The 17,588-nt window shown below is 37.8% G+C and carries 18 protein-coding genes; 6 read left to right on the top strand and 12 right to left on the bottom strand.

What is annotated here, in order from left to right; genetic code table 11:
• Positions 1-192: 192 nt before the first annotated feature.
• The gene (gene ligA, locus VB797_RS16940; RefSeq protein WP_323238887.1) at positions 193-2,235 is read right to left on the bottom strand and encodes an NAD-dependent DNA ligase LigA; all 2,043 of its coding nucleotides are present in this window, start codon (positions 2,233-2,235) and stop codon (positions 193-195) included.
• A 392-nt stretch (positions 2,236-2,627) separates the two neighbouring features.
• On the opposite strand from ligA, the gene VB797_RS16945 reads away from it, so the two are divergent.
• Both VB797_RS16945 and VB797_RS16950 read left to right on the top strand, forming a co-directional pair.
• Positions 2,628-2,894: a ribbon-helix-helix domain-containing protein gene (locus tag VB797_RS16945; protein ID WP_323238888.1), complete on the top strand. Its 267-nt coding sequence runs from the start codon at positions 2,628-2,630 to the stop codon at positions 2,892-2,894.
• Positions 2,891-3,196: a type II toxin-antitoxin system RelE/ParE family toxin gene (locus tag VB797_RS16950; RefSeq protein ID WP_323238889.1), complete on the top strand. Its 306-nt coding sequence runs from the start codon at positions 2,891-2,893 to the stop codon at positions 3,194-3,196. Before VB797_RS16945 ends, VB797_RS16950 begins: the two co-directional genes overlap by 4 nt.
• Before the next feature lie 111 nt (positions 3,197-3,307).
• Here the strand turns inward: VB797_RS16950 and VB797_RS16955 are convergent, their stop codons facing one another.
• From VB797_RS16955 to VB797_RS17000, 10 genes are all read right to left on the bottom strand, one after another.
• On the bottom strand, positions 3,308-4,003 hold the full coding sequence (locus VB797_RS16955) for a zinc-dependent metalloprotease family protein (protein ID WP_323238890.1): 696 nt from the start codon (positions 4,001-4,003) through the stop codon (positions 3,308-3,310).
• A gap of 1 nt (position 4,004) precedes the next feature.
• Positions 4,005-4,610 carry a tellurium resistance protein TerA gene (locus tag VB797_RS16960; RefSeq protein ID WP_323238891.1) on the bottom strand — a complete coding sequence of 202 codons (606 nt, stop codon included), beginning with the start codon at positions 4,608-4,610 and terminating at the stop codon, positions 4,005-4,007.
• Between the two features lie 18 nt (positions 4,611-4,628).
• Positions 4,629-5,234: a TerD family protein gene (locus VB797_RS16965; protein WP_323238892.1), complete on the bottom strand. Its 606-nt coding sequence runs from the start codon at positions 5,232-5,234 to the stop codon at positions 4,629-4,631.
• Positions 5,235-5,236: 2 nt separating this feature from the next.
• Positions 5,237-5,974, bottom strand: coding sequence for a VWA domain-containing protein (locus tag VB797_RS16970; RefSeq protein ID WP_323238893.1), 738 nt, complete (start codon positions 5,972-5,974; stop codon positions 5,237-5,239).
• A 142-nt stretch (positions 5,975-6,116) separates the two neighbouring features.
• Positions 6,117-6,695, bottom strand: a complete 579-nt coding sequence (locus VB797_RS16975; RefSeq protein WP_323238894.1) for a TerD family protein — start codon at positions 6,693-6,695, stop codon at positions 6,117-6,119.
• A 59-nt stretch (positions 6,696-6,754) separates the two neighbouring features.
• Positions 6,755-7,330 (bottom strand): TerD family protein, encoded by a 576-nt coding sequence (locus tag VB797_RS16980; protein ID WP_323238895.1) that lies wholly within the window; start codon positions 7,328-7,330, stop codon positions 6,755-6,757.
• Between the two features lie 33 nt (positions 7,331-7,363).
• Positions 7,364-8,347: a hypothetical protein gene (locus VB797_RS16985; RefSeq protein ID WP_323238896.1), complete on the bottom strand. Its 984-nt coding sequence runs from the start codon at positions 8,345-8,347 to the stop codon at positions 7,364-7,366.
• Positions 8,348-8,970: 623 nt separating this feature from the next.
• Positions 8,971-9,450 carry a DUF393 domain-containing protein gene (locus VB797_RS16990; RefSeq protein WP_323238897.1) on the bottom strand — a complete coding sequence of 160 codons (480 nt, stop codon included), beginning with the start codon at positions 9,448-9,450 and terminating at the stop codon, positions 8,971-8,973.
• Between the two features lie 314 nt (positions 9,451-9,764).
• On the bottom strand, positions 9,765-10,418 hold the full coding sequence (msrA, locus tag VB797_RS16995) for a peptide-methionine (S)-S-oxide reductase MsrA (protein ID WP_323238898.1): 654 nt from the start codon (positions 10,416-10,418) through the stop codon (positions 9,765-9,767).
• Positions 10,419-10,735: 317 nt separating this feature from the next.
• A complete protein-coding gene (locus VB797_RS17000; protein WP_323238899.1) occupies positions 10,736-11,389 on the bottom strand; it encodes a PEP-CTERM sorting domain-containing protein in 654 nt (217 codons plus the stop codon).
• 479 nt (positions 11,390-11,868) lie between these two features.
• Between VB797_RS17000 and VB797_RS17005 the strand changes: the two genes are divergently transcribed.
• The 4 genes from VB797_RS17005 to VB797_RS17020 all read left to right on the top strand — a co-directional run bounded on the left by VB797_RS17005 (position 11,869) and on the right by VB797_RS17020 (position 16,210).
• On the top strand, positions 11,869-12,354 hold the full coding sequence (locus VB797_RS17005) for a rhodanese-like domain-containing protein (RefSeq protein ID WP_323238900.1): 486 nt from the start codon (positions 11,869-11,871) through the stop codon (positions 12,352-12,354).
• Between the two features lie 271 nt (positions 12,355-12,625).
• Complete coding sequence (locus VB797_RS17010) at positions 12,626-13,381, top strand: TIGR04283 family arsenosugar biosynthesis glycosyltransferase (RefSeq protein WP_323238901.1); 756 nt, start codon at positions 12,626-12,628, stop codon at positions 13,379-13,381.
• A 300-nt stretch (positions 13,382-13,681) separates the two neighbouring features.
• The gene (locus tag VB797_RS17015) at positions 13,682-15,406 is read left to right on the top strand and encodes a hypothetical protein (RefSeq protein ID WP_323238902.1); all 1,725 of its coding nucleotides are present in this window, start codon (positions 13,682-13,684) and stop codon (positions 15,404-15,406) included.
• A gap of 240 nt (positions 15,407-15,646) precedes the next feature.
• Positions 15,647-16,210 (top strand): GIY-YIG nuclease family protein, encoded by a 564-nt coding sequence (locus tag VB797_RS17020; protein WP_323238903.1) that lies wholly within the window; start codon positions 15,647-15,649, stop codon positions 16,208-16,210.
• A gap of 133 nt (positions 16,211-16,343) precedes the next feature.
• Here the strand turns inward: VB797_RS17020 and VB797_RS17025 are convergent, their stop codons facing one another.
• On the bottom strand, positions 16,344-17,060 hold the full coding sequence (locus tag VB797_RS17025) for a M50 family metallopeptidase (protein ID WP_323238904.1): 717 nt from the start codon (positions 17,058-17,060) through the stop codon (positions 16,344-16,346).
• Between the last annotated feature and the right edge of the window lie 528 nt (positions 17,061-17,588).

Consider the following 17,588-nt stretch of genomic DNA (forward strand, 5'->3'; position numbering starts at 1 on the left):
ATACTCACCCTCGAAGGGTGGGGCTACAGGAACAAATCCCGCCTGCGCGGACTTTTGGAAGGTTGCAAGATATCATTGTAGTTTTTGCATTTTGCTCTATATTTATATCGATTACCGAGCTATTTTTTGTGTAACGAGCGAGCAAGATGCTCGCACTACGAAAAAGATAATTTCCTATAAATTGATAATTGATTATTTCACCATTTCCAATAACTGCTGTTCGCTCAATTGAGCAATCCCCAATTTCTCGGCTTTTGCTAATTTAGAACCGGCGTTTTCTCCTACTACCAGATAATCTGTGCTTTTACTAATTGAATTAGATACTTTTCCCGCAAATTTCTGAATCAATTCCTTGGCTTCATCCCGCGTTAAGGTAGGTAATGTTCCGGTGACAACGAAAGTTTTACCGGCTAATTTTTGATTAATCACAGATGGTGCTGGTTGCGTTTCTACAAGCTGCAATCCGGTATTTTGCAAACGTTCAATTAATGTTTGATTGGCTTCTATACGAAACCATTTATCGATACTTTCGGCGATTTCTACACCTATTCCGTAAATGGCTTCGATATCTGTAACTTTGGCTGCGGCTAATTTCTCTACACTATCAAATTTCTCAGTTACGGTTTGAGCGATCGCACTTCCTACATGACGGATTCCTAATCCATATAATACCCGCGACCAAGGTTGATCTTTCGATTTTTCAATGGCATCTATCAGCTTTTCTGCCGATTTTTGACCCATTCTTTCTAAATTAGCTAATGTTTCTGCCGTCAATTCGTATAAATCAGCTACAGAATTAACTACTTTCTTATCTACCAATTGATGCACTACTTTCTCACCCATACCCCGAATATCTAAAGCGTTGCGACTTACCCAATGCTCTATGGAACCTTTGAGAATTGCAGCACAGTTGGTATTAACGCATCTCGTCACCGCTTCACCCTTTTCTCTGACCACGGGTTGACCGCAAACCGGACAATTCGTAGGCATTTCAAAAGGTGTGGTATTTTCCGGACGCAATTCCTTAAGTACTCGTACCACTTCCGGAATGATTTCCCCGGCTTTACGCACGATGACGGTATCCCCAACTCGGATGTCTAATTGGGAAATGCGATCGCCATTATGTAGTGTAGCTCTCGATACTGTAGTTCCGGCAAGCTGGACGGGGTACATTTCCGCCAAGGGAGTCAGTGCGCCAGTTCTACCGACATTTACCGAAATATTCTCCACGCGAGTTGGTGCTTCTTCGGCTGCGTATTTAAGTGCGATCGCCCACCGAGGGAATTTGTTTGTAAAGCCTAATTCTTGCTGTAACGGGAATGAGTTGAGCTTTACGACAACACCATCGGTCATATAAGGTAAGTTTAACCGTTCGGTATCCCAATGCTGATAATATTGAGCAACTTCATCTAAGGAATGACAAAGTTGTTTATTTGGGTTTACTTTAAAGCCTAATTTTCGTAATAATTCCAAAGCTTCCCATTGATTATTCGCAAAAGCATCATCCATACCGGGAATTTGCAAAGTATAAGCAAAGAAATCTAAGCGTCTTTTATCTACCTTGCGAGAATCTAACTGTCGTAAAGTACCAGCAGTCGCATTTCGGGGGTTAGCAAATTGACTTTCACCAGATGATAATCTTTCCTGATTGATTTTTTCAAATACATCCAAAGGTAAAAACGTTTCACCACGTACTTCTATTTGTTGTAACGAATCGTGATTTTCTATTTCAATATCATCCAAATTCAATCTTAAAGGAATCGAACGAATTGTCCGCACGTTTTGAGTAATATCTTCCCCACTCACCCCATCACCGCGAGTTACACCCCTTACTAAAATGCCATTTTCGTAGGTTAAAGCTAAAGCATTACCATCAATTTTCAACTCGCAGACATAATCTACATTTTCTTGCGGAGATGCATTTCTTCGCCATCTTTCATCCCAATTTTTTAATTCGTCAACATCGAAAGCATTTTCTAAACTGTACAACGGAATATTGTGACGTACCGAAGTGAAGCCAGTTGCAGGTTTTTCACCTACTCGTTGCGTTGGACTATCGGGAGTAATTAATTCCGGGTATTGTGTTTCCAAATCCTGCAATTCGCGATACAATTTATCGTAGATTGCGTCTTCTATGGTGGGAGCGTCGAGGACGTAGTAGGCGTAGCTGGCTTGGATTAGGAGTTTTCGTAGTTCTTCGATTCGTTGTTTGATTTCTGGTTGGGTGGATTGCACGCTTGTACGCCTCCTTTTAAGAGTTTGGGAATATAGGTTTAATATAAGCTTTTAGTGCATTTGTACTAAATTTATTGGTGATTGTCAAGATTTTTGGGATTATAAACCGCAGAGAGCGCGGAGAGCGCGGAGGGAAGAGGGGGAGAGAGGAAGAGTAAAAAATGATAATTAATTTCTTGTAGGGTGTGTTAGACGCACGACTGTATACTGATTTAACAGATCAATTAAAATGTTCGTCTAACGCACCATCTATCCTTTAACAAAATTACGGGATTGTTAAAATAAAAAATGGTGCGTGACGTTATAAATATTATCGCTCGCTACGTACAATATTTTTCGTAAGCGTCACACACCCTACAAAATATGGTTTTATTAATTAGGACAGATAACCAATGCATATTCAAATAAAAAAAGAACACGAAAAATTTATTCAAGCGCAAATTGCTACAGGTAGATATAACAATCCTGAAGAAGTAGCTGATATCGCATTTCAATTGTTAGAAAAGTTGAATGTTGAATATGCTCAGTGGATAGAAGAAACTCGTGAAAAAGTTGATGTTGCTATTGCAGAGCTTGAACGTGGAGAAGGTTTGGATGGTGAAACTGTAGTGAATCAAATATTAGAAAGATTTCAAAAAGCTCGTGAGAGACAAGAATGAGTAATTATATTATTTCACCATCTGCAACTAGAGATTTAAATCAGATTGCTGATTATTTTCTCACACGCAATCTTGAAGCAGGAGAAAAATTATTTAGGGAGTTTAATAAAAAGTGCAAAAACTTGGCGAACTTTCCCAAAATAGGACGCAGTTATGCTTATATAAAACCTTCATTACGTGGTTTACCATTAGATGGATATATTATTATTTATCAAGTAATTGATGATGGGGTTGAAATTTTGCGAGTAATTAGTGGTCGTCAAGATTTAGAATCTTTATTTACAAATTTAGATAATGAATGAAGAATTATAAATTTATAAATTAGATTAAAGCGGCTCAAAAAAAATCGCCTATCTATAGACGATACAGGTTTAAAATGACAATTTTTTATTAAGTGAAAAAGAAGGACTTACTTAAGATTTATGTTTACGAATAGCACCATTCATTAAGTTAATCTGCTCTACATGAAAAGAGGGAGGCATTAAACTGTGGATTCTATGGTCTAAACCATCGTTCATTACATCAGATGGCAGTAAAGAGTGATCCAATCCTAATGTGTGACCAATTTCGTGAGCAATAGTGTTAGCAACCAAATTAGATATCTGATTAAAACTCAGACTTGCTAGATAAGAAGCATTAAGTATATTATCTATCCGAACACCCGCACAATCTGTAACTTTGCCAAGAATAAAGCTAGCAATTCCTAAGTAGTCGGCTTGTTCTTCAGCAACAAATACATAAACATGAGTAAAGTTTTCTCCCCATTCTCTTGAATCGGGTGGATCTGAGGTTAAAAATACATTAACGCTTCTAAAAGCACCGAAAATTTTAGCAAATGCATCTGCCAAAATTTCTTCTAACATGGTTCTTTGTTCTTGAATAATAAAGCCCATCCCTGAGATATCAACCCAGATGCAGCGGCGAGTTTCTTTGTTTTGATTGGCAATTAACCATCCACAGAGCGGACAAACTCGCCAATTTGTCTGGATAGGGGAACGGCAACCTTGACAACGAGACTTTTCAGGTCTTTCTAGATTGATCCGTTCCCAAATCGGGACTTTAAGCTTACGACTGGTCTTTTTTAAATTTAGGCGATCGTAAAGTGACATTTTACTTAGAGCCAGCTACCCAATTAAAGCCAAAACTATAGAATTTATCTGCTTCTTGATGTCCGCTGAAGTATCTTTCTTCCTTCAAAATGGTTATTTGAGAGCCGAGATTGTTCACCATAGCAGCAGCACAAAAAGTTCGATTTCTATCTGGGTTATTGAGTTCTAAATAAACTTCTTCGCCATTAATTTTGAAAAACATTCGACCACCTACAGAGCTAAAATCAGATGCTCCCTGATAAATAAGAGCAAAAAACATCACTCGCTTAATCGTCTCAGGTTTGTAAATAGTCATGTTTTCCCCGTCTGTAGCTGTCCCAGTACGGTCATCTTTATCAAGAAAGATGTAAGGAGAAGAATTTTTAGAACCAAATTTTCCACCTAGAGGTTGGATAACTCCTTTAACACCGTCAACCGTTTCATACATACAGCCTAAATCAAGATCGGGAGCGCTGTTACCTGCGAGTAGTTTAGTGAAAAATCCTGAATTTTGATTGGACTGCTGATTCCAATTCAAATTGACATGAACTGTCAGTTGCTTTGAGCCACCTGTTTTACTCAGGTCTATTTTGTGTGAATCGCCGCTTTTCTGAAGTGTAATAGGCATAATAGGTTTACTTGGTATTTAACAGTAAGACTCAATGAGTTTCCCTAACCCAGGGACATTAACTCCATTGCCGATCGCCGCCATTTTCCACTCGTTATTGTGACGATATACTTCTGCCAAAATCATTCCAGTCATACCCATATATTCCTTGCCAGATAAATTGTATCGAGCCAGTTCTTTATTATTAGATGAGTTGACTAAACGAACAAAAGCATTTTCTATTTGACCAAAATCTTGCTTGCGAGTAACACATTCATAGATATTAACGACAAATATCAGCTTGGCAATATTGACGGGGATACGAGGCAAATCCATGATAATTACCTCGTCATCTCCATCACCAGCACCAGTCAAGTTGTCTCCTTGATGAATAATGGCTCTAGATGAATGCTGCAAGTTACCAAAGTAAATAACATTTTTGTTATCTGTAAGCTTACCGTTCGCATCTAAGCAAATGACAGATGCATCTAGATCGTAGTCATGTCCGCTACCGCCAAAATTACTAAAAAATCCACCACCCGAACGCTTAGCAACATCCCAACCCAGTCCACAGATTAATTTAGTTAGACCTGGTGCTTCCTTAGAAAGAGAGATTCGCTGTCCTTTTTGTAAAGAAATAGTCATTTTTATCCTTGTAATATATTTTTATTTTTTGCTTGTTTGACCCAAAGTGGAAACTCATCAATGAGTCTCTGATATAATTCGTCGTCAGTTATTTTTTGTAAGTCATCTACATGAAAAAAGTTAGCATTGTCAATTATTCTTCCTGGCATATTATCTAATTCTTCTAAGATTCCGTAATTGGAACCTCCTAATCCAACAAATTGCCAAAAAATCGGGTATTTTGCTGCTTTTACTAATGCTTTTTTTATCTCTTCATGATTCGTAACCCCACCATCACTAAGAAATATAACAAATGTAGGTAATTTACTAGATTCTTCTTGAGTATATTTTTTGATGACATCATTAATAACTAGAGGCTCGTTGTTACCCATACCTAACTCTTTCATCAGTGATGAAGTTTCAAAAAAAATTAAAGTTTTAACTTTTTCTCCACACTCTTTTTCTACATATCTATCTAAAGTCTCTTCAGTAACAGATTTAGTTCTTTTAAATTTCGAGCCAAAGAACCAAACATCTAAATTATGATCATTATCTAGCTTGCTAGCAACTGGAACTATTCTTTCCAGAAATGCTTGTACTGCTCCAGAATCATACTGATTAGTCATGGAACCAGAAATATCTAAAACTAATGCAACTCTTGCTACTAAATTATTAATTCCTTTTTTTTTGAGAATTATCTCTACTTTAGATTTAAGCAAATTAATATCAGCTTTCTTTTTAAGGTCTATTGTTTGTGGCATTAAATTACCTTGTAATGTGATTTAGTGAATTAGTCACTTTATCGAAAATCGGATTAATTAAATCCTAAAATCCTAGTAAAAACGAAGTTTTATAGACTCCGTTATTACTCAAATTTTCACTAGAATTGACAACGCTTATTTTTTAATTCTGATAACGATTTAGTAAAGCTTGCAATCCACCTTGATAACCGGAGCCAACGGCATTCAACCGCCATTCTCCGTCTTTACGATAGATTTCCGCCATAATTAGGGCAGTTTCAACTGAATAATCTTCAACCAAGTCGTATCGAACTACTTCTTGAGTTGTCTGAGCATTGATAACCCTTACAAAAGCATTTTGAACTTGACCGAAATTCTGAGCGCGTTCTACAGCTTCATGAATTGTTACAGTAATGACAATTTTTTGAACTTCAGCAGGAACTTTTTTTAAATCGATGTTGATTACTTCATCGTCACCATCACCTTCACCTGTAAGGTTATCTCCGGTGTGTTGAACTGATTTACCTGCGTCTGGACTAGTAAGGTTGTTATAGAAAATAAAGTGTTGGTCAGAAATAACTTTTTCGTTACTTCCCAACAAGAAAGCACAAGCATCTAAGTCAAAATCGTAGCCAGTATCTGTCGGCTTGACATCCCAACCCAAACCAACAAATATCTCAGTAAGTCCTGGTGCAACTTTATCTAGCGATACACGTTGTCCTTTTTTCAGTGTAACTGTCATTATTTGATAAACTCCTTTAAATTTTTAATTTGGTTAATTCAATCTTGTCTCTGAATTCTCTACTTGTAACCATCTAACAGTGCCTGTAAGCCCTTCTGATAGCCAGAACCTACAGCTTTGACACGCCATTCTCCATCTTTAGAGTAAAGCTCAGCCATAATCATAGATGTCTCCGTAGAGTAGTCTTCTGCAAGGTCGTAGCGAACAATTTCTTCACTGGTCTGGGAATTGACAATCCGTACAAAAGCATTTTGAACTTGACCAAAATTCTGCTCGCGTTCTAAGGCTTCATGAATAGTTACAGCAATGACAATTTTTTGAATCTCAGTCGGTACTTTTTTCAGGTTGATTTTGATAGTTTCATCATCCCCTTCACCCGCACCAGTTAGGTTATCTCCAGTGTGTTGAACTGATTTGTCTGTGTCTGGGCTGGTAAGGTTGTTGTAATAGATAAAATGGGCATCAGAAAGCATTTTTTCATTTGCACCCAGTAGGAAAATAGATGAATCTAAATCAAAGTCACGACCAGTATCTGTTGCTTTAACATCCCACCCCATACCAACAAATACTTCCGATAGTCCTGGTGCAACTTTATCGAGGGATATGCGTTCTCCCTTAGTTAAAGTAATAGTCATGTTCGAGAATCTCCTTAAATAGAAACAGTAAACTTATAAGCTGATTTGAAAATGAAAACCTGCGATAACTGTCGCTAGAATAGCGCCAATCGCTGCAATAGCTAGATTAGTCATATTAGAAGCGCTAGCGGAAGCTAATGCCGTATTCAGATCGGGAGAAGTCAAGCGTTCATAATTTTCCACTGCGACAGTTAGTTCTGGGAGCGAAGTAACAATAGAGCCGACAAAATAATGCAAACCTGCAAAGATTGCTACCCCAAAAATACTGCTTAGTGAATCAGAATATAATTCTGTCCAAGCAAGGAAAAGAGAATTAAGGATATAAGTGCTGGCAATTAAACCAATAGTTCCTACACCAAAAGCACTCCAGCTAGCATTCTGCTGTTCATCATTAATATCGTCAAATAATTCTGGTCTTTGTCTTTTGAGATTTCGCTCAAAAAATAAATACAAAAATACTCCACATACACCTATTATTCCAGATGTTACTAACCAGTACCATTGCCGAGGAGCATTCTCGGTTACGGGCGAAAACTGAAAAGCTCCCGTTAAACACCAATAAGCTAAGCTAGCAAAAACAAACATGAAAAAGGCGATGAGTGTATGCCATAAGAATAGTCCACGCTCCTTATTGACTAACTTTCTCAAACTTAAGAGCTTATCTGAACGACCTGTAAGCAACCATTTGCCTGCCACAAACACGGGAGCTATAAAAAACATTAAGTACATATTCGTGAAATTTGAACCTAATGGATTAGCAATTCCTCCTAAGCGCAGCAGACTCAAGGAAATTAACATCGAAAAAAGCTCGGGATTGTTTGTACTAGCGTTAATTACTAAAGTGCGCTGGTTTGAACCAAAATATTTTCCTGCTAAACCAGCTGCCGAATTCACCATTAAGTCTGTGGTGAAAGGAATAGCTTTAAAGCACACGACTGCTGATAGAACAACCGATATTAAGATGAAAGTAAAATTACCAAGCCGATTGTTTACTTCAACTAGTGTATTTGCAATCATGTTTTAATTTGTAATATTTCAATCAATCTTAGTAATGAAGAGATTATTTATAAATAGGACTTGCGTAACGGTAACTAAAAAGCTAGAATTCTAGACATTTAAATTTCCTCAACCTCAGTTAATTTAGAGGCTGTGCGTAAGTCAGAATAAAGTAAACACTAAAATATTAGCTATTAACGGTGTTTGAGAAACCAAGTTTATTCTCAATTAATGGCGAAAACATTTGATATCCTAATAACCGAAAAAGCAATTTATTAAATATTAAGTTTACTTTATTTATAAATGACTTCTACCAACTTCATTCAAATTAACTTAATGAAATAGTGTCTGGGAATTAGAAGAAATACGGTAATTTTAAAAATTTCCTAAAATCTATGAAAGATAGATATAGGTAATTCAACTTAAGTATTTTTTAATGCAAAAAATATTGACTTTTTGCTGCTTTGCATAAAACAGTCAAAAAAATACCCGCAAACAAAACGCCCGCAGGCTAGAAGCCTGGGGCTACAATTGCAAAGCCCACCTGCGTGGGCTGAATTCTTCATTAGCCCACGCAGGTGGGCTTCGTTCCTGTAGCGATACCCTTCGAGGGTATTGCTCTACTACCATTTGATACCTTATTGCTAATCCACCCGACAACGCCCTTCATCATCACAACCAAGTCTTTCCCGACGCTCTTTAACAACAGTTTCTAAACTAGGTCTTCCCGTAAGCTTCAACCGCAAATCTGCCCAAATACCGTAAATAAAGTTAGCTAACGCCCCCAAAATCGGTAACTTGGTTATCGCATAAACCCATCCCATCCCCAAAGCTTCGTAAACCCGACGGAAAACTTCGACGTTTTTAATTACCGTACCGTCGGGTAATACACCGTGAATTCGTCCCATCGCGGTTTCAAAGTCAACTCCACCATTTTCTTCTGGGCTGTAATGATCTGATGCAATATCTACAAACGCAACTTTACCTCTGCCAGCATCGCGTTTTTGTAAAAAGTTAACTTCGCGCAAACATAAGGGACATTCACCGTCGTAAAGTAGTTTGATTTCCCAAGGTTGGTTGAGGTTTTCGTTGGAATTATCGATCGCGGTACTTGAAAAAGACATAAGACTTAAAGTTGATTAATATTAAGTTGCGTATATGACCGATCTCTATATTGTGACAAATTATAAATAAAAGTAAAGATATTTCTCGATTATTGTGTAGAAGTAAATTTTGCGTAAGTTCTAACTATCTGAGTTATTTCGCTCCCTACCTCTTCTTATCCGAGCAGTATTGAAATGTCAACAAAGCCTTACCCTACTGACTGCTCCCTATTCCCTACTCCCTTGTCCCGATCGCAATTTTCAACGCCGACCTACTTAGTTTGTAGTTGCGCTATTGCTAAGAAAAGTTAGCGCAACTATCAACGTTTTTACCTTTAACTCATTACACCTATCGGACAAGCAACATTAGTTCCACCTAATCCACAATAACCGTTGGGATTTTTGGCAAGGTACTGCTGATGGTAGTCTTCAGCATAGTAAAATTCGGGAGCATCAAGAATTTCTGTAGTGATATCCCCATAACCTTCTGCCTTCAAAGCTTGTTGATAAGAATCGAGGGATGCTTCTGCAAGCTTTTTCTGAGCTTCCGAATATGTGTAAATACCCGAACGATACTGAGTACCAGCATCATTTCCCTGACGCATTCCTTGAGTAGGGTTATGGCTTTCCCAAAAAGTCTTTAACAGTTGTTCGTAACTCACTTTTTCGGGGTCGTACACAACTAGCACAACTTCATTATGACCAGTCTTTCCACTACACACTTCTTTATATGTAGGGTTCGGGGTTGAACCAGCAGCATAACCTACAGCAGTAGTATAAACTCCGTCTAACTGCCAAAATTTACGTTCCGCACCCCAAAAACATCCCATCCCAAATACAGCTTTTTCCATACCTTCAGGAAAAGGAGACTTGAGAGGATTACCGTTGACATAATGTTTTTCCGGTACCTGCATCGGCTCCGCTCTTCCCGGTAAAGCTTCTTCTGGAGTAGGTATAGTCTGCTTTTTACCAAGTCCGAATAATCCCATTGTTAATAACTCTTATTTGTGAAAACGTCTTAACCTTCCTTCATATTTTAAATACATTGTGTTAAATCGTGCGAGTGTGGAAGCTACGACATCGGATTTTAGATTTTGGATTTTAGATTAAGATTTAGGAGTTTGAGTTTTGACTCCCCATCCTGCCATCATCTAAAAATAGTAGTAGCAAATAAAACAACTTCCAATTAACAAAAAGCTAAAGATACCGCAAATACGATATTTCTACTTAAAAGAAAAACCCGTCTTCATAAAGAAACCGGGTTAAAGATAATATACTTGTGAGAAACAACTATATTTCTGATTATTTACGCTGTTACATCAGACTGATTTTTACGCTTTTTATAAAACATCGCACCGAATCCACTGACTAATAATGAACCTAAGATAGTTGTAGGTTCGGGAACTTCTTGAACTTCTACAGCTTTTAAGAAGTATTCGTTTCCTGTATCCTCACCAACACTGAAACCTAGCACTGTACCCTTTGCATTTAATGAGCTAAAGTCGAAAGTACCAACACCTGTATCAGTAACGTTACCACCAGGAATTGCAGCAGCAACTAATTGGGTTCCATCCACAAACAGTTTAAAGTCGTCGTTGGTATCAACTTTAGTAAAGGTAGCAGAAAGTAATTTTACTAATTTATTGAAGCCTAAATTAAGCGTCTCTTTTTTTCCTAATGCATCACCATCGATTTCTTGACGTTCTCCAACACCTTCGTTAACTCCTAAGCCGTTTTGGGATCTGATAACATTGCGACTTGTACCATTATTAAGTATTCCTGTTGCAGTTACATTCAAGTCATCTTTGTCAAATATAAATGATTCTTTGGGTCCTTCAAGTGAACCAGCAAAATCAAATGATATTGAAGCAGCAGAAGCGGCTGAAGTAGCTGTCAACGCGATTGTCGCAGCACCAGCAGCAGCGATGGATATTCTTTTTAATATGGTTGGAATAGACATATCTAAGGTTCCTTAACATTGTAAAAAATTATCAGTTGAAAATTAATCTTTTAAAGTTTGTAGCTATGATATTTGTTTATAACTACTCAAAAAATTAATTAGTAAAGCACCAAGTATTTAGTTAAATACGTAATCAAAAAATTAACTCGGTTAAAGTAACTTCAAAGTAAGAACACTGAATATTACTTTTCCTAAAGAATAATCTTATCTATTTATTACGCATTATCGTTGTTATTACGGTAGATGAACCTGCTTCAAATCACATCGGTCTGATTAAGTATTATTATGCACTAAATTTTATTTTTATTAATAAAGTTATTGTAAAAACAAACTAGCTTTTTTGTAAAAGTGTAAGTGATAATACTTAACAGGAATTTGTTTGCATTTGCATAAACGTGTTCCAAATCTATACAATTGCTTCTAATGCCTCAAATCAATGACACGATGAAGAAAATTCTCAAGTCCTGGAGATATTTTTAATGTTTTATTTGCTAGAACTGCTGTTAAAGTTGAATTTTCCTAACGTTCGAGCAATAAAGATTTGTGAATTAGCGCAATACACGAAACCTCAAGCCTCCGGTTTATCACAACACAATCAAGGAACACCCGCTCCATTAATTATCGATGCTCGTTCTCCGGAGGAATACGCAGTTAGTCATATTAAATCGGCACAAAAAATTGAAGATAATTTAGGTACAGTGAAACTTCCAGAAGTTCCTTTAGATAATCCCATCGTAGTTTACTGTTCAATAGGCTACCGTAGCGCCAAAGTTGCTCAACAGCTACAGCTTGCAGGATATCAAAATGTTTTTAATTTGAGCGGTGGTGTTTTCCAGTGGGTAAATCAAGGACACCCTGTTTTTCAAGGTCAGCATCAAGTAGAAATTGTCCATCCTTATAATTTAATCTGGGGAAAACTGCTTAAATCAAAGTATCATGCTGATATATATAGCAATCCTAAATGATTCGTAAGAAATTTATAAACAAGCTGGCAGTTAAAACCGCGACTATACAAACAAAGTCCATCTGCATGCACTTTCTCAAATAACCCGCGCAGGCGGTGAATCTAGTTGGCGGTGTCGGTTTCCGTCCCGCCAAACTAGTGAACCCGGAGGGGTTTTGCCTGTGTAGCCGCGACTTACAGTCGCCAGGTAGGCTTATTTCCTCATATATCAATTCGGATTGCTATAGTAAGTATTTAAGGGATTTATTTGATATTTGATAATTGATTTGAAAATGTCCTCAGTTTCAATAATAATTCCTACTTTTAACGAAGAAAGTTCTCTAAATAATACTTTGCGTCAACTTACTTTACTTTCACCACCACCACGGGAAATTATTGTAGTTGATGGTGGTAGCGAAGATGAAACCGTGAAAGTTGCAGAATCCGCTTTTAAGTCTTTTCCATTAACGATAAAAACACAAGTTTTGCAATCTCAAGGTTGCGGACGCTCGGTACAAATGAACTATGGTGCGAAGCAAGCAACTGGAGATCTTTTATGCTTTCTTCATGCAGATACCCGCGTACCTGATGATGTAATTGGTTTAATTGAGAAAACTTTGACCGACCCAACCGTTGCTTGTGGCGGGTTTATTTCTTTGATGATTGGTTCTCAAACTACTCGCTGGGGTACTTCGCTGCACAATTATCTTAAAACTTATTACGCCCCATTGTTATTTAAACCTCATTTATTTTTAAAAGGTTTACGGTTGTTATTCGGCGATCAGGTAATGTTTTGTCGTCGTAATGACTTTTGGGAGTGCGGTGGTTTTGATGAAGCGTTACCAATTATGGAAGATGGAGATTTGTGTCTCAAACTTGTACATAAGGGAAGAATATACTTAGTAAATCGCGTGGTGCAAAGTTCAGACCGTCGTGTTGCACTTTGGGGTGCTTGGAAGGCAAATGCCATTTATCTATACATCGGCTTTCTCTGGGGTATAGGTGTAAATACAAACTATCTCAAACAGTTTTATCGGGATATTCGCTGATTTACATTTAATATATGAAGTTTTATCACAAAAATTGTCAGTAACAAAATATTTTAGAAGTTACAGACGTATTAGTTATTAGCGAGTTGAATAAGGTAATTACACTTATATGAGAATGAAGTAGATTGTTTTGTCGTTACTAACAATAGGTTAATTTTAGCTTGTTGTTGAATGATTTGTATCGCTATTATCTTGTATATTTTAAGACAAAAATATCTAATGTTTAGCACGTTGTAGCTACATTTAGATTTGTCTTTGTTCGCTAAATATTCACACTGAAGAACAGGAAATAAACAGAAAATGAAAATTAGTAAGATTGTTTGTAGTTTAGCGATCGCAACAACTTTATTGACCGGAATCTCATTTAAAGCCAGTGCTAATCAACCTTTAGGTATAGTTACTCGCAGAAGCGAAGTTCAGCCAGAAGGAAGCGCACGGGAAATTCAAGGTACATTTGTTCTAGAAAACGTCACAGAATATCCTTTAATACTACAAATACAGCCTCTTGAAACTAGATCGTATAACTTTAAATTTAGTGAAGAAAAATTACTGCTCAAACCAGGTCAATCAGCACCAGTAAAATTTCAAGGTGCGATTACTCAGGATGGAAAATGGCAAATTAATGTGGAAATTAAACAGCTAAGTGAAGAAGGTGTACTTGCAGGAAGACATACTGTCGATTTGTATTTCTTAGTCAAAGAAGGGAAATATCAAGTTTCTACTTATGAAAAGTTATTTCTGACTCCTGATGTGCGAGATTCTCAATTAGGCAATTCTTTTGAATCATCTATGGATGATGGCTCTATACCCCGCGCACCGCAAACAATAAAGCGTCCGCGCATGGAACAATTATTAGAGATGGATAGAGAAGCCATCTTAAAAATACCCACAGAAACTGGAGGAAAAGAAGGACGTAGTACCGAACCGATTAGAACTATTAAACCGGGATTAATTAGACAACCAATTATTAAACCTAATCCTATATTTAAGCCTAATTCCGATACCAACCGTCTCAAAGCGACAACTATTAATGCAAAAGGTCGTTTCTCTTGGAAAGGTACAGATAACCAGTTGCATTCTGCTTTTGGATGGAGAGTACGTGCATGGCAAAAAGATGGTAGTAGCTGGAAAAAAGTTGCAGAGGATTGGATACAGTCTAACGGTTCTTGGCAATTGCAATTCCCTAAATCTTCAGGGACTGTAAAATTCCAGTACGTTGCTTTTAACGATTTCTTTACACCGCAAAATTCTTCTGGAGATACCTATCGTTGGGTTGGACCTCAAAGAAGCAGTATCAGTACCAACCATGATGAAGGTGGTTGGTTTGCAGATACAGCGAATGGTGCAGTGAGAGGTTTAGGTGAAATCTACGACGAGGGAATGAATCTTTGGTCTAAGCTCTATTGGAATGGGGGAATTAATCCTTTACGGAAGAAGTCCATCGACGTGGTTTTTCCTAACACCACCTATGATTGTGGAAATGGAAGCGGTAATCCTTGGAGTTGTGCGAATACTGGAGGTAAAATTTGGCTGATTCCGTCTCATGCAACTCGTAATGGAGTGATGCAGCACGAATTATCCCATCAAATCAACTATGAATATTGGAATAATAAACTACCTCCCAACTCTGGTGGTTCTCATAGTTTAGGTAGCTGCTACACTCCTGGGTTAGCCTTAACTGAAGGATTCGCTAACTTTATGGTTTTCTGGACGCAAGCACCGAGAAACTCTGCTCCAAGTGCTGGTTTTGATTTTGAAGTAGAGAACCCCGCATTTGCTTGTAAAAATCCCTTGGGTCGTAACGAGTCCTGGGTTGCATCAACTTTCTGGGATTTACACGATACCCGCGCTGATGGTAAAGATAATCTCTGGTTTAATCATGAAGGTGCAGTTCCCGGAATTTATTTGCGTACAGGAAAGAAAGATAGCATGGCAGATTTCCATGAGATTTACCGTAATGCTGCGAACCCCGAACATCGCACCATTATTGACGATATATTCAGGCAAAATTATATCATTCCGTAATTGAATTACACATAGCATAGTTCTTGTGGGATGGGCTTGCAGCCCATCCTTTGTTATATTTATTACTAATTTAATTCAAAGTTAACAATAATATAATTAAGTTTTACCGTTTAGAATCATTACTTTCAACGATTTCCTCTTAAATCAATATTCTCTGACAAATGTAAATATTAAAACCTTTAAGATGTCTTAAAAATCACAAAATAATGCTAGCATTCCCAAGTTACCTTTTGTAGGAATATGAAAACAAATCAACTTGATTTGTTCTCACCATCGGAAATTGATTCTGCAATTAGCAGAACTCCCGTGTTATTGATGGATGTGAAAGCTTTAAAAAAATGGAAAAAGCAAATATCCGCTCATCAACAACAAGTGAGAACAAGCGAACCAGTATTGCAAGTTGCTTTATTTGAAGTATCTTCAGCGCACGTTGACCCAGATACAATAGATCCGTTTGAATTAAAACCTTGTTCGCTGTCATTTTATCGACTACCAGCAGACAGTCCGGGTCAAGCTTGTCTTTACTTTGTTATAGATATGGCCGCAAATTTACTGCTGTATGTTGGGGAAACCTGTAAATCTAATCACAGATGGAAAGGAATCCACGATTGCAAACGATACATTGAAAAGTATCAAGATTTGCATTATCAATACGGTTTAAAGACAGCAGTTAACATCGCTTTTTGGTGGGATGCACCTGATTCTACCAGACCCCGACAACAGTTAGAATTAGCGCTAATTCAAAAATGGAAATCCCCTTTTAACAAAGAAAATTGGAAGCTTTGGGGACAACCGTTTGGGTGAGTCAGTTATCAGTTATCAGTACAAAATATTAACCTTGTACCTTAAATAATCGGCTGATAAATGGTTTTGAGTTTCAATTTCTAATTTCTTCTTTTTTTGCCCATCTTTATTTTTACCGATCGCTGATAACTGCTCACTGTTTATAAGCCATTCGCAAACTTTGTACGAGAATGACAAGAGAAGCGATCGCCATTATTCCACCCCAAAACCAGTAAGGTAAAAACAATTGTTGCTGTATTTGTCCTGTATCGGAAACTCCTAAAGGTCCTGCGGTACGGGTAAACAAATAATCGAGTTGATGGTAAGTACTTATACAGGCTTGTACTCCCAAGAATTGAATGCTAAATCCTTGAAACCAGCGGTTTGCTTTTAAGCCGATACCCAGGATAATTAAACCTAACAGCGAAATTACGGTTATTCCGAACAAGGAACGTACCCAAATTAATACTGATAAGAGCAGAACTCCACCTAGTATTTTCAAACTTAAACTTGCTGTTTTGAAACTGCGGGATGCCAAAATTAACATACCTCCTGCAATCGGAGGTCCCATCGGTCCAGCAGCAGCTACAAAGGCTCGACCAATTGGCCCGAATCTACTGCTATATTGTGCAAAACCAGAACCATTCGCAAAAATTTGCAGTTGACGAAAGTCTCCTCCTAATAGTATGGCTGCTAACCCGTGACCCATTTCGTGGAACCAAGTAGCCAGAATGGAGAATGGGTATAGAATATAACCTCCATAGGGTATTTGCCATAGTGCGATCGTCGCTACAGCCGCTCCAATTAACCACCATATTCCGATACGGTCAACACTGGTGTTTAGTTTAGATTCTAGTGTTTTAAGATCCATGCCATTTTGGGGATGTTTTTTTACTTTGCAACTTTACGTACCGCAAACTAATAATAGAAAACCGGGATAAGAAAAAAACGGAGGAAAATTAACTGCTTGCGTATGTATATATATTATAAATATTGAGGGAGAATTGTTTGGTCATGGGTGCGGCTACCTACACCGCACCGAGAAGCATCTAATAGTAGTTCACTACTGGTTTGTCCCATAAAAAATGCCGGGAGAGGGGGAAGAGGGGGGAGAAAAAACTTTCTGTTTTTAGGATACACCCATCAGAATTAATGGGACAGACCACTACTACTCCACCACATTAAATATGATGGGTAACGCTCTCGTAGTGCGTTCACGAAGTGTGCGCGAAGCGCAAGCTTCTAGCTCGCTCGTGGTAGCCAGCGAGCGGGACGCTCGCACTACCATAACTTCTCAGAACTTATGTGGTGGACTACTACTACTACTACTACTACTACTTCACCACATTAATTTTGCGGGGTAAGAAATTTGTAGTGGGAGCGTCTCGCTCCCTGATGG

The organism is Rivularia sp. UHCC 0363 (assembly GCF_034931125.1).
GTDB lineage: Bacteria > Cyanobacteriota > Cyanobacteriia > Cyanobacteriales > Nostocaceae > Rivularia.